The 13989-nt window shown below is 43.6% G+C and carries 12 protein-coding genes; 3 read left to right on the top strand and 9 right to left on the bottom strand.

Translation table 11 applies throughout. The features are described 5' to 3' along the window. Positions 1–79 precede the first annotated feature (79 nt). The 7 genes from AC04Q6_RS03100 to AC04Q6_RS03070 form a co-directional block, all read right to left on the bottom strand. Positions 80–2071: a glycoside hydrolase family 31 protein gene (locus tag AC04Q6_RS03100; protein ID WP_118070081.1), complete on the bottom strand. Its 1992-nt coding sequence runs from the start codon at positions 2069–2071 to the stop codon at positions 80–82. Positions 2072–2085: 14 nt separating this feature from the next. Continuing rightward, positions 2086–3762 carry a glycoside hydrolase family 13 protein gene (locus AC04Q6_RS03095; protein ID WP_118070083.1) on the bottom strand — a complete coding sequence of 559 codons (1677 nt, stop codon included), beginning with the start codon at positions 3760–3762 and terminating at the stop codon, positions 2086–2088. Positions 3763–3981: 219 nt separating this feature from the next. Beyond that, positions 3982–4989, bottom strand: coding sequence for a LacI family DNA-binding transcriptional regulator (locus AC04Q6_RS03090; protein ID WP_118070085.1), 1008 nt, complete (start codon positions 4987–4989; stop codon positions 3982–3984). After that, positions 4986–5156, bottom strand: coding sequence for a hypothetical protein (locus tag AC04Q6_RS03085; protein WP_015525206.1), 171 nt, complete (start codon positions 5154–5156; stop codon positions 4986–4988). Before AC04Q6_RS03085 ends, AC04Q6_RS03090 begins: the two co-directional genes overlap by 4 nt. A gap of 159 nt (positions 5157–5315) precedes the next feature. Further along, positions 5316–7406: an elongation factor G gene (locus AC04Q6_RS03080; protein ID WP_118070087.1), complete on the bottom strand. Its 2091-nt coding sequence runs from the start codon at positions 7404–7406 to the stop codon at positions 5316–5318. 296 nt (positions 7407–7702) lie between these two features. Beyond that, complete coding sequence (locus tag AC04Q6_RS03075; RefSeq protein ID WP_021978086.1) at positions 7703–8425, bottom strand: phosphatase; 723 nt, start codon at positions 8423–8425, stop codon at positions 7703–7705. Positions 8426–8520: 95 nt separating this feature from the next. Next, positions 8521–8646, bottom strand: a complete 126-nt coding sequence (locus AC04Q6_RS03070) for a DUF6783 domain-containing protein (RefSeq protein WP_417029149.1) — start codon at positions 8644–8646, stop codon at positions 8521–8523. Positions 8647–8733: 87 nt separating this feature from the next. Here AC04Q6_RS03070 and AC04Q6_RS03065 point away from each other — a divergent pair, with 87 nt between their 5' ends. From AC04Q6_RS03065 to AC04Q6_RS03055, 3 genes are all read left to right on the top strand, one after another. Beyond that, positions 8734–9825 carry a prephenate dehydrogenase gene (locus AC04Q6_RS03065; RefSeq protein WP_119247943.1) on the top strand — a complete coding sequence of 364 codons (1092 nt, stop codon included), beginning with the start codon at positions 8734–8736 and terminating at the stop codon, positions 9823–9825. Positions 9826–9848: 23 nt separating this feature from the next. Further along, positions 9849–11123: a 3-phosphoshikimate 1-carboxyvinyltransferase gene (aroA, locus tag AC04Q6_RS03060; RefSeq protein WP_118070091.1), complete on the top strand. Its 1275-nt coding sequence runs from the start codon at positions 9849–9851 to the stop codon at positions 11121–11123. A gap of 258 nt (positions 11124–11381) precedes the next feature. Continuing rightward, positions 11382–12368 carry a 2-hydroxyacid dehydrogenase gene (locus AC04Q6_RS03055; protein ID WP_118070093.1) on the top strand — a complete coding sequence of 329 codons (987 nt, stop codon included), beginning with the start codon at positions 11382–11384 and terminating at the stop codon, positions 12366–12368. Positions 12369–12463: 95 nt separating this feature from the next. On the opposite strand, the gene AC04Q6_RS03050 is transcribed toward AC04Q6_RS03055, so the two are convergent. Together AC04Q6_RS03050 and AC04Q6_RS03045 are read right to left on the bottom strand one after the other, a co-directional pair. Next, positions 12464–12973 carry a ribonuclease domain-containing protein gene (locus AC04Q6_RS03050; protein ID WP_021978090.1) on the bottom strand — a complete coding sequence of 170 codons (510 nt, stop codon included), beginning with the start codon at positions 12971–12973 and terminating at the stop codon, positions 12464–12466. Between the two features lie 3 nt (positions 12974–12976). Further along, positions 12977–13822 carry a deoxyribonuclease IV gene (locus AC04Q6_RS03045; protein ID WP_118064494.1) on the bottom strand — a complete coding sequence of 282 codons (846 nt, stop codon included), beginning with the start codon at positions 13820–13822 and terminating at the stop codon, positions 12977–12979. Between the last annotated feature and the right edge of the window lie 167 nt (positions 13823–13989).

The following is a 13989-nucleotide window of genomic DNA, read 5'->3' as shown; positions in this document are numbered from 1 at the left end:
AACTGTTCACATCCTGTATTCTTTATACTGTTTAACGTAAATGATGTAACACAGAAATTTATATTTCATTTTGCTGACTTTATTTTTTCAGAACACGATAATTTTCTTCTCTGTCGTAATCCTTATGGACCCCATCGTCCTCATATAAGGTATACTCCGCACCTTCATATCCGAGAAGCTGCATATTTTTTGTATCCAGAGCTGCCACACATTCCGCTGCTTCTGCAACCGGAATACATTTTCCCTTCCGGATAAACAACGGAATCTCATTCAGTGCCACCTCTACATAATGAATACCCTTTTCAAGGATCTCCTCTGCAATGGTTCCGCCCGGAAGGAATTTCACAAACTTCATCTCCTCCGGAAGATATACATAACGGCCCCTTGCGTTCTGTTCATAAACCGGAGCGATCATGATCTCATTTCCAAGAAGCAGCTGGTCTTCCACATGTACAGCAATCTTATCCTCCGGATAAACAAAGCCCAACGGCCGGAAATACATATCGTCGTTCAGAGCCGCCTTCATATATTCACTGTAAAGATATGGAATAAGACGATATCTTACACCGATCACATGACGGAAATCTTCCACATTTTCAAACTGGTAGCATTCCTGCTCTCTGGTACCGATTGCTGTATGATCACGCATCAGCGGTGTGAATACTCCAAGTGCCAGGAAACGAAGCAGCAGTTCTCTTGTTGTATCAGCGCTAAATCCACCCAGATCTGCTCCTGCATACAGGAAACCACACATATTCAGAGATGGCATCATCTTCAGGTTCAAAAGGATATGAGCCCACCAGGATTTATTATCGCCGGTCCAGATCCCACCATAACGATGCATACCAATATAGGATGATCTGGAGAACATCAGAAAACGTTTTTCCGGATCGATCCGTTCAAAAGCCTCACCTGCTGCTCTGGTCATATTGTAGCCAAACAGGTTATGGACTTTGTCATGGCGGATCTTTCTGCCATCCACATTATGGTAAAATCTCCGATAATCTTCCGGATTGTTTGCAACATTGCGAAGTGCACTCTGCATCTTCCAGATATGGATCTTTCCCTCCGTATCTTTTGCAAATTCCCCGGCAAGCTCTTTAACCTCTTTCATTCCCTCTGTGGAATAGAAGATCGCCGGCTCGTTCATATCATTCCAGAAACCATCGATTCCTTTTTCGATCAGGAAACGGTATTTATCACCGAACCACTTTCTGGCATCTTTGTTCAGCACATCCGGAAAATGGGTATCTCCCGGCCATACAGCAGCCACAAAATCACTGCCGTCCTCTCTCTGGCAGAAATAACGGTTTTTAACACCCTCCTCATAAACATCGTATCCCGGCTCTACCTTGACACCGGCATCAATGATAGGAATCAGACGGATATCCTGATCCTTCAGTTCCTTCACAAACTCCGGAAAATCCTGAAAATTCTCTTCGTTTAATGTAAAGTCCTTATAAGACTGCATATAATCGATATCCATATAGATCATATCAATAGGAATATGATTTTCACGATACCCGGCTGCAACCTTCCTGAAATCTTCTTTTGTAGTATAGCCCCATCTGCTCTGTCCAAAGCCAAAGGCAAATTTCGGCGGGATATAGCTTCTTCCGATCACATGACGGAACTGCTTTACAATATCATAGGGACTCTCTCCCTCGATCACATAAAGCTTCAGGTCTGCATTTTCGCAGGTTACCTTCATGGTATCCATTCTGGTATAGCCAATGTCAAAGGTGATCGCTGCCGGATAGTCAAAAAACATTCCAAAGGTTTCTTTTCCGGACACAATGATAAGATTATGTGCACCGTACAGGGAATGTTTATCCTCTGTATGCTCCGGATCATCGGTACAGTTACTGGTGTAAATGAATCCTCTCTTATTGATACCGCGGTTGGATTCTCCCAATCCGTAGACGATATCCTCTTCATCCATGATATAAGTAAAAGAAAATCCATCTTCTGCACAGATTTCTCCATATCCTGGCTTTCCTTCTGCTGTCTCAATGTTTTCTGTCAGTGCCTCAGTCTCAAAGGGCTCTCCATATACATATTTTTTTATCATTTTTCCCTCTCCTGTTACAGATTTTTGTAAAGAACAAATGCCTCATAAGGTTTCAGGACCACTTTCTTCCCAAAATCCTTTCTTCCAAGATTGGTGATCAGGCATTCTGCATTTTTCTGAAATTCTTCCGGGATTTCCATTTCTGCCACATGCTCACTGAAATTGCAGACTGTAAGAAGCTTCTCTCCCTCAAGGGTTCTGGTATATGCAAAAATCTGATCATGATCTCTATAAAGTGCCTCAAATGCACCGTAAACGATCACCGGTTTTTCTTTTCTTAAACGGATCAGCTTCTGATAATAATGGAAAATGGAATCCGGATCCGAAAGCTGCTGCTTCGCATTGATCTCCTTATAATTGGAGTTTACCCTGATCCATGGCGTTCCCTCCGTAAAGCCGGCCTGATGAGAATCCTCCCACTGCATTGGTGTTCTGGCATTGTCACGTCCTCTCAGCATCAGGCACTTCATCATATATTCCGGTGTATAAATACCTGCTTCTGTATATTCATGGAAATACTGAATACTCTCGATATCACGATAATCCTTAAGCTCTGTAAAATAAGCATTGGTCATTCCAAGCTCTTCTCCCTGATAAACATAAGGAGTTCCCTGCATCATATGAAGACAGGTTGCCAGCATCTTGGCTGAAGTTTCCCTGTATGCAGGATTATCATTTCCAAATCTGGAAACACTTCTTGGCTGGTCATGATTTCCAAGAAACAGACTGTTCCATGCTTTTCCCGCAAGCTCTTCCTGCCATTTGATCATAACCTTTTTAAATTCCTGGAAATTGTATTTCTCGGTAGTCCATTTACCATGGTCTGATCCCTGATCCTCTACATGCTCAAACTGAAACACCATGTTCAGCTCATTTCTGTCCTCACCTGCATATTTCTGTGCCTCTTCGATAGTCACACCGGAGGTTTCTCCAACTGTCATCACATCGTATCGGGATAAAACCTCTCTGTTCATTTCCTGAAGAAACTCATGGATCCTCGGACCATGGACGCAGTAAGGACCAAAATCACCGTATAATCCTCCATTCATTTCTCCATCCGGATATGACTGATCCTTGGAGATCATGCTGATCACGTCCATTCGGAAACCGTCGATTCCTTTTTCACACCAGAAATTCATCATATCGTAAACTTCCTGACGAACCTTTTCATTTTCCCAGTTCAGATCCGGCTGCTTTCTGGAAAACAGGTGAAGATAATACATCTCTGTCTGAGGATCATATTCCCATGCAGGGCCTCCGAACGCACTTCCCCAGTTATTCGGTTCTTTTCCATTCACCGGCTCTCTCCAGATATAGTAATCCCTGTAAGGATTATCTTTGGATTTCCTACTTTCAATAAACCAGTTGTGTTCATCGGAAGTATGGTTTACGACCAGATCCATGAGGATCTTAATGCCCCGTTTATGCGCTTCTTCAAGAAGCTTTTCATAATCCTCCATGGTTCCATATTCTTTATAGATCCTGCGGTAATCGGAAATATCATAGCCATTGTCATCCTGCGGGGATTCCAGCATGGGTGAGATCCAGAGAACATTTACTCCCAGCTCCTTCAGATAGTTCAGTTTTTCTATAATTCCGGGAATATCACCAATTCCGTCTCCGTTGCTGTCCTTAAAACTTCTCGGATAAATCTGATATACCACGCTTTCTTTCCACCAGTTTTTTTTCATGGTAAATTGCCTCCTTTTTCTGTTGATTCTGAAATCAGCATATCCTATCCACCCTTTAAAATCAACAAGTTTCTCGTGAAACTTAAATTACTGCCAAACTTTTCTGTTTTTTTTATGCAGTTTTAACAATAAAGCACTACTGGCCCCTAAAAATAATTTCCAACCGTATTTCGATGATGTGCCAGGAAAAGTCATCACAACATAAAAAAAGAGATCCTGCTACTCTTTTACAGAATCTCTCTTTACAAGCCAGACAGGGCTTTTTACATTTTTTTTGGCAGGTTCCTTTCCCTCTGCCATAAGAAGCAGCTTCCGTAAGGCAAGAACTGCTTTCTGATGAACATCCTGATGAATGGTGGTCAGCTTTGGCCTGACGATCTGCGCATAAAAATTATCATCAAAGCCGGTAATGGAAATCTGATCCGGAATCCGGATTCCCCTGTCTGTAAAAAAATTGATGGCCTCCACAGCTGTGTAATCCGAAGAAAATGCCAGAGCCTTTGTCTCCAGAAAATGAGGCAGTAGCTCTTCATATTTTTTCAGTCTGCGCCGGGGTTCCTGGGGAACCACCACATAGCGGGAGCGGCTGCAGAAGCCGCCATTTTTTTCCATAGCCTGTTTGAATCCAAGCCATCTGGCATAATCACTGTCCTGCTCTGTTTCCGCAACAAAAAGTGCCCGGTGGTATCCACAGGAATGCAGATATTCCCCGATCTGATATCCGCCGGAATAATCATCCACTCCTACATTCTGAAAGCTATATCCACCCTTCGGATAGGCATCGATCAATACCATTTTTTTATTCAGCTTTCTGGAAAGCTGATGATACTGTTCTTCATTATACCCTATAATGATAAGACCCTCTACATTCCAACGGGATGCCATATCTACCACATTATCGATCCGTTCACCGCCAATGAGCATAATATAATAGCCTCTGTTTTCTGCTTCGACCTGCAGCGTTCCGGTGATCTCTCCCACAAAAGAATCCTGCAGAGACTGCATACCATGAATGAAGGAAAAACCAAGAACCACTCCAATGATCCTTGAGCCGTGTCCGGATAGCATCACAGATCCCATGTGGGGAACATAATTCTGCTCCTTCAGGATCGCCGTGATCCGGTCAATGGTGCTCTGTGAAACCCGTTTTGTATTTCCATTGATCACATTGGATACGGTTGTACGACTGACACCTGCCATATCCGCGATATCCTGCAGCCTTATCATTTCATTGAATACTGCATCAGCTCATAATGAAGCTCACAGCCCTCATAGATTTCTGCCGGAAGTAATGCTCTGGCAACTACTTTCAGTTCCTCCTCCGGCTGATCCACACGCTTCAAATGTGCATAATCTCCGTCAATCTGTTCCACAATATAATCACATACTAACATTTTTTGTCCTCTCTCTTTTCTTTTTTGCTCATACTTCAATAACCTGTATAAGCGCAATTCGTTTCTCTGACTGCTTATTCACGAACGCATCTAAAAACAGGCTACAGCAAATGCTGCAGCCTGTCAACTCTTTATTCTGCCCTCAAAAAATATCTCTGTTTATTCGTCAGCACCGTCAACCTTGCTTGCGCGTGCCGCGATCTCTTTCTCCTGGATATCATTAGGAGCCTGCTCATAGCGTGCAAATTCATAGGAGAAATCTCCGCTTCCACCGGTCATGGAACGAAGGACAGTGGAATAACCATAGATTTCAAGAAGCGGAACATCTGCCTCAATGATGGTATTTCCTTCGTGGTCCGGATTCATTCCGAGAACACGACCACGTCTCTTGTTCAGATCTCCCATAACATCACCGGTATATTTATCCGGAACTGTAACCTTCATGGAGATGATCGGCTCAAGAAGTACAGGAGAAGCCTCCATAAAGCCCTTCTTGAAGGCAAGGATCGTTGCCATCTTAAATGCCATCTCAGAAGAATCTACCGGATGATAAGATCCATCATAAAGGGTTGCTTTCACACCAACTACCGGATATGCAGCCAGAGGGCCTTTCAGAACGCATTCCTGAAGACCTTTTTCAACTGCAGGGAAGTAGTTCTTCGGAACTGCACCACCTACAACTACCTGCTCAAATACATAAGGTGTCTCCAGATCGCCAGATGGCTCAAAGCGCATCTTAACGTGGCCATACTGTCCGTGTCCGCCGGACTGTTTCTTATGTTTGCCTTCTACATCTGAATTCTTACGGAGTGTTTCACGGAACGGAACCTTCGGTTTGGAAAGCTCCACATCCACTTTATAGCGCTCCTTCAGCTTGCTGACAACGATATCAAGATGCTGATCACCCATACCGTAGATCAGGCTCTGACGGTTTGCACTGTCATTGACAACCTTCAGTGTTCTGTCCTCTGTCATCATCTTGGCAAGGGACTGTGCGATCTTATCCTCGTCGCCCTTTTTCACTGCCTTAAATCTCTTATATGTATATGGTGTGGAAAGTATAGCCTTTGGATAAAGGATCGGATTCGCCTTGGTTGCAAGGCTGTCACCGGTCTGTACACTGCCAAGCTTGGCAATGGCACCGATATCCCCTGCAAAAAGCTCCGGAACTTCAATCGGTTTGGAACCTTCCATGACATAAAGCTTGTTTACACGCTCCTCTGTTCCTTTCTCTACATTAAGAAGTGTATCATCGGATTTCAGCACACCGGAGCATACCTTGATCAGAGAATATTTACCAAGGAACGGATCCGCGATGGTCTTAAATACATAGGCGGATTTTGCCTTGGCAAAGTCATAATTGGCCTCAAAGATCTCGTTAGTCTTCTGTGCGATACCATTGCAGGAACGTCCGCTTGGGCTTGGGAAGTAACCGCAGATATCATCCAGAAGGTTAGATACACCGCGAAGGTTCACCGGTGATCCCATGCATACCGGAACAATACTTCCATCCTGTACATTGGTTGCAATAGCGGCTGAAACCTCTGCTACGGAGAAGGTATCTCCCTCAAAATAACGGTCCATAAACTCTTCACTTGTCTCTGCAACAGACTCCATCAGAGTTTCATGATATTTCTCAAGATATTCGGTCAGATAGTCCGGAACCGGGCATTCTTCTTTACCGGCCTTGTCAATGTATCTTCTTCCGGCCTGTTTCACAACATTGACATAACCTACAAACTTACCGTCTTCACGGATCGGGAAATGAAGAGGAGCGATCCTCTTGCCATACAGCTCTGTCAGCTCTTCCACGACCTCACGATAGCTGACATCATCCACGTCCATATCGGTAACAAAGATCATTCGCGGAAGTTTATATTTCTCGCAGAGATTCCATGCCTTCTGTGTTCCAACCTGAACACCGGCCTTACCGGAAACAACGATGATCGCTGCATCTGCTGCACTGACGGCTTCCTCAACTTCTCCCACAAAATCGAAATATCCGGGAGTATCCAGTACATTTACCTTCATCTTATCCCATGGTACCGGAATCAAAGAAGTTGTGATGGAAAAATGTCTCTTTATTTCTTCCTTGTCATAATCGCTGACAGTATTGCCATCCTCAACACGTCCGAGTCTGTTTGTCATACCTGCCAGATAAGCCATTGCCTCAGCCAGTGTTGTTTTACCTGCGCCACCATGACCTAATAGGACTACATTTCTGATTCGGTCTGTTCTGAAAACGTCCATATGTAATACCTCCCTGTTTGTCTTACTTAATATGTTCACATTTTACTAAATTTCCATGCAAATTTCAAGTATTTTATTCAATTTTGACAACTTTTTTTCAGAAAGTTTTTAGTTATACCGTCAATTCGTTGTAGTACATGGCGAAAGTATCTGATTTTTACATAAAAAAATCCCGAAAGAATCCGGATATGTTTTCTCAGCATTTTGCAAAATCAGGTATTCTTTCAGGATTTTTTCTATTTTTCTGTATCTTCTATATCTTTTAAGAGAAAAGCCTGTACATTCTGTCCCCCCTGTCAGAATGTACGGTTTACATATTTTTTCACGGCATCCACGGAACGGTTCAGTACCAGATCTTCCGGAAAATCCAGTTTTGTCAGAAGGGCTCTGGCAAGGTCAAATTCTCCGATCAGAAGATCAAAATGGGCATCGCTGTCCATAACCACAGGTACCTGATATTTTTTGCAGTAATTCAGCATAATGGTATCGTTCTCTACCGCATTCTCACGGGTACAGTCCGGGTCCATGGAGTGATTATTAAGCTCCAGAACTTTACCATATTCTTTTGCCCCCTGTACAAGCGCCTCATAGTCGATATCGTATCTTCCGTCATCCGGATGTCCGATGATATTGACATACGGATTTTTCATAACATTAAGATAGGCTTCTGTATTCTCCTGTCTGCTGCCCGGTTTGATACATGGCACATGAAGGCTTGCAATGACCACGTCCAGCTTTTCCAGGGTTTTCTGAGCCAGATCCACCGTTCCTGCAGCATCCAGGATATTTACCTCTGATCCCAGAAGCAGCTGGATTCCGTACATTTCACGGGGCACTACTTTTATATTCTGAAAATAGAACTTGTGGCAGGTTCCGGGCATCTTCGGTGCATGTTCTGTGATTCCCAGAAGCTCAAGCCCCTTATCGGAAGCTGCTTTCGCCATCTCGCGAAGCGTACAGTATGCATGTCCGCTGGCTACAGTATGTGTGTGCAGATCCATTACTGACTGATATTTCATAATAAATTCTCCTCTGTACCCTACATTATTTTTTCTTATTATACGTCCGAAATCCCTGATTTCTCAAGTCTTTTTATATTACTGTCCAATTATTTTTACTGTTCATTGGTAATATTCCCGTTTCGGGCTACGACAACCGAATTCGGGCAAAATATACCGCAAAATGGAACGTGCAGATTGTGGGAATGCTTTTTCAAACACGTTCTAACATTTGTTGACATTTTTCGTACTTTCTTTTACAATATAGTCGTGATTTACACTATTAAAGAATAAAAGTAAAATGTAACCGGAAAGGACTCTGAAGTACTATGAAAACCATAGGTTTTATCGGCCTTGGGCTGATCGGCGGCTCCATTGCCAGAACCATACGAAAATTTCACCCGGATTATCGCCTGCTTGCCTTTGACAAAGACAGAGACGCTCTGGCAGAGGCAGTCAGTTTAAATGTGATCGACGGGATCTGCGATATTGAAGATGAGCGATTATACAACTGCGATTATCTTTTTCTCTGTGCCCCTGTAGAATTCAATGTGGAGTACATGGAAAAGATCAAGGATTCTCTTGGAGAAAACTGCATTCTCACCGATGTGGGAAGTGTAAAAAGTATCATCCACGAAAAGGTAACCGAACTTGGACTCGAGGGAAAATTTATCGGCGGCCATCCAATGGCAGGCTCCGAGCGCAGCGGTTTTTCCAATTCCAGTGATCATCTCCTGGAAAATGCTTACTATATCGTTACTCCCGGAGGAGAAGTTGCTCTGGATCGGATTTCCGATTTTACGGAACTGGTTTCCTCTCTTGGTGCGATCCCTCTTGTTCTCACTGCGGAAGAACATGATTTCATCACGGCAGGAGTCAGCCACCTCCCTCATATCGTGGCTTCCGCTCTTGTCAATCTTGTAAACCTTCTAGACAACGATGCCCAGTATATGAAAATGATCGCAGCCGGTGGTTTCCGTGATATCACACGTATCGCTTCTTCTTCACCAGTTATGTGGGAGCAAATCTGCCTGGAAAACCAGAAAAATATTTCCACAGTTCTGGACGAATTTATCCGTATGCTGATCCAGATCCGCTGTTCCATTGATAACAGAGAAGCCGACAATATTTTTGACATGTTCGCAAGTTCCAAGGATTACCGTGATTCCATTGACATTGTAGATAACAGCCTGATCCCCCGCTCCTATGTTCTTTACATTGATGTGGCAGATGAGGCCGGTGCCATTGCAACTATCGCAACCATTCTTGCAACAGAAAAGGTCAGCATCAAAAATATCGGCATCATCCACAACCGTGAATTTGAAGATGGCGTTCTGAAGATCGAATTTTATACAGATGCAGCCCTGGAGCAGGCCAAAGTGCTTCTTACCAAACGTAATTACAAAATCTGTGAACGCTGATATATATAAATGAGGTATTTATTATGGAAATCAAAAAAGCAAAAAAATTATCCGGTTCTCTTTCTATTCCCGGAGATAAATCCATTTCTCACAGAGCTGTTATGTTCGGCTCTCTCGCAGAAGGCACTACCAGGATCTCAAACTTTCTGGAAGGTGCCGACTGCCTCTCCACCATTTCCTGTTTCCGGAAAATGGGCATTAACATAGAAAATACCAAAGGCGAGATCCTGGTTCACGGAAAAGGCCTCCACGGTCTCAGCACTCCAGCAGAGACTCTTGATGTAGGCAACAGCGGTACTACCACCCGCCTCATCTCCGGAATCTTGGCAGGACAGGATTTTGTATCAGAGCTTACCGGCGATGCTTCCATCCAGAAACGCCCCATGAAACGGATCATGACTCCGCTTTCCCAGATGGGGGCAGATATCATCAGCCTTGGCGGAAACGGATGTGCACCGCTTAAGATCTCCGGAAAAAAACTCCATGCCATCCACTACAATTCTCCGGTAGCGTCTGCCCAGGTAAAATCCTGTGTACTCCTTGCCGGAATGTATTCGGACGGCATTACCTGTGTAACAGAGCCGGTTCTCTCCAGAAATCACACGGAGATCATGCTGAATTACTTTGGCGCTGATGTAACATCAGAAGGAACAACTGCATTCATCAAGCCAGATCCTTCTCTTTACGGACGTGAGATCCTGGTTCCGGGCGATATCTCTTCCGCTGCTTATTTTATCGCAGCTGGCCTTCTTGTTCCCAACAGCGAGATCCTTCTGAAAAATGTGGGGATCAACCCGACCCGTGACGGTATCCTCCGTGTATGCAAAGCCATGGGGGCAGATATCACCCTTCTCAACGAAACCACAGAAGGTGAGCCTACTGCTGATCTTCTGATCCGCTCCTCCGCTCTTCACGGAACCACAGTAGAAGGTGCCATCATTCCTACTCTGATCGATGAACTTCCGATGATCGCTGTTATGGCAGCTTTTGCAGAAGGAACCACTGTTATCCGGGATGCACAGGAACTCCGTGTCAAAGAATCCGACCGTATTCAGGTTATGACCGAAAATCTCCGGAAAATGGGCGCAGATATCCAGGCAACGGAAGACGGCATGATCATCCATGGCGGAAAACCTCTCCACGGTGCAGAGATCGATTCTCATCTGGATCACCGTGTAGCCATGTCCTTCGCAGTAGCAGGCCTTCTCTCAGAAGGAACACTTTCCATCAAAAATGGTGAATGTGTCAACATCTCCTATCCGGAATTCTATTCCGATCTTTACAGTCTGGCAGAATAATTATCAGATATACAGACAGAGAGCATTTTTATGCATAATTCATTGCATCTGTTCTATCAGATAGCAGTGCATGAAAATGCTCTCTGTTTTTTTGTATTTTTTTATATTTCGTATATTTTTTATTTATTAGTGGTATCATAATTCCAAAATAAAATCATTTTTTTGATAAACTTTATCTATTTTCCCACTTTCCAAATTCCTACTATTATGGTATTATTTATTCGGAAAATAAAATATTTCCAGAGAGGAGCAACGATTATGAAAATTTTGTTTTATGACACTAAGAGCTACGATAGAGAATTTTTTGAGAAGCTGCTTCCGTCCTATCCAGGTATTGAGATTAAATTCATTGAAGCAAATATCCATGAGGAAACTGCAGCTCTTGCCCACGGCTACGACGCTATCTGTGCATTTGTAAATGCAGATCTTGGCGCACCGGTCATCGAAGAACTTCACCGACAAGGTGTAAAACTGATCCTAATGCGCTGTGCAGGATACAACAACGTTGATCTGGAAACTGCTGCCAGATACGAAATCCAGGTGGCACGTGTTCCAGGTTATTCTCCGGAAGCAGTTGCCGAACACGCCATGGCACTTGCCCTTACCGCCAACCGCCACACCCATAAAGCATATATCAAATGCCGTGAAAACAACTTTGCACTGAACGGTCTCATGGGCGTAAACTTTTATCAGAAAACTGCCGGTATCATCGGTACCGGAAAAATCGGCCAGGCAATGGCAAAAATCTGCCGTGGCTTCGGTATGAAAGTAATCGCTTATGATCTTTTCCCAAATAAAAATCTTGACTTTCTGGAATATGTTTCACTGGACGAACTTCTTGCCACCAGCGATCTGATCAGTCTGCACTGCCCGATGACTCCGGAAACAGAGCATCTGATCAACTCCGAAACCATCGCCAAAATGAAAGATGGCGTGATCCTTGTAAATACTTCCAGAGGTGGACTGATCAAAACGGACGACCTGATCGCAGGTATCCGTGATCATAAATTCTTTGCCGTTGGTCTGGATGTTTATGAAGAAGAATCCGCCTATGTATATGAAGATATGTCAAGCAGCATTCTTCCTACTTCCACGATCCAACGTCTTCTGTCCTTCCCGAATGTTACAATGACTTCCCATCAGGGATTTTTCACAGTAGAAGCACTGACAAATATTGCTGAAACAACCCTGGAAAATGCAAAAGCGTTTATGGATGGGGATGAAATGAAAAATCTGGTTCACTGATTTCCAGAACCTTTATAGAAAAAATGTCCCGGACCATTGCACTTAACGATGATCCGGGACATTTTTGTCAACTCTTAAATGTACACCTGTATTTCCTAATAAATTTCCTCAAAAGATTTTCCATCATCTTCTGTATAATATACACGCTTTCCATCCTGTGTATAGATTAATTTCTGTTTTCCCTCAGGATCCAGACTGCACTGCTGGTAAGTAACACCTTCTTCTACCGGAAGCATACTATCTGCATTCTCATAATTCTCGGGAGTTAAATTCGACGGCGCATGGCCATACTCATAAATATACTGGGCAACATCATTTTTGTCCGTATACGTTCCTTTTTCATCCATTTTGTTTTCTGCAGCGTGATCTGTACTTTCTGTGCTGTCTTTCTCTGAAGAATCCTGCGCCTGCTCCATCTCCTCTTCATCCATCGCAGTCATTTCATCATCACTGTCCTCATCCATGGCTTTTAATTCATCGTCTGTCAACGGCTCCATATCATTCTCAAAAGCAGCTTCATCATACGTCTGCTTCTCCTTACAGCCACCCAGCATCAGAATCGCAGCACCAGTCAGTGCCAAAAGAAATAATTTAAACTTTCTCATGAATCAATCTCCTTTCATGGCATATCGTTCTCTCAAAAGTGTAATTTCTCTTTTCCATCCCTCATCATCATTTGGCGTCTCCAGTATAAAAGGAACTCCCTTAAGTGCCGGATGACACACCACCTCTACAAGCGCATCCAGACCGATTTCTCCTTCGCCGATCTTTGCGTGACGGTCTTTATGACTTCCCAGTCCATTCATGCTGTCATTAAGATGAACCGCTTTCAGTCTGGTAAGTCCGATCACCTGGTCAAATTCTGTCAGTACTCCATCCAGATCATGTACAATGTCATAGCCTCCATCCCAGATGTGACAGGTATCCAGGCAGACCCCCAGTTTGTCTTTTCTCTCCACGCGGTCAATGATCTCTTTCAGTTCCTGAAACGTTGATCCCACTTCTGATCCCTTGCCGGACATAGTTTCCAGAAGAACTGTGGTACTTTGTTCTTCTGTAAGAACATCATTGAGAATTTCTGCAATTTTTGCAATTCCAGCTTCTATTCCCTGCCCTACATGGCTTCCGGGATGAAAATTATAATAATTCCCCGGTGTATACTCCATGCGTTTCAGATCATCTGCCATAATCTCTCTGGCAAAATCCCTCAGATTTTCTTTTGCCGCACAGGCATTCATTGTATATGGCGCATGAGCTACGATCTTACCGAAATGATGCTCTCTGGCAAGTTCCAGAAACTTTTCCACATCTGCCGGATCAATCTCTTTCGCCTTACCGCCTCTTGGATTTCTGGTAAAAAATGCGAACGTATTTCCTCCGTTTTTTACCATCTGACGTCCCATGGCTGCATAGCCTTTGGATGAACTTGTATGATTTCCGATATATAATACCATTTTTTTCTGATCTCCCTGTATTTTTTATTTACAGCAGCTTAAAGCCACAATTGTGTTGCCTTGTCCATTATAGCAAAAACTCTTTTTTCTGCAAAGTCCGGTATTCATTCTTTACATTACTTCCAATTCTTCCTATAATAAATGTATCTTTACATATGAAGGAGAAA

This window comes from Blautia sp. HA9023 (assembly GCF_056504095.1).
Note: the sequence above shows the minus strand (reverse complement) of the source record. Positions and strands in the feature narration are given on the sequence as shown.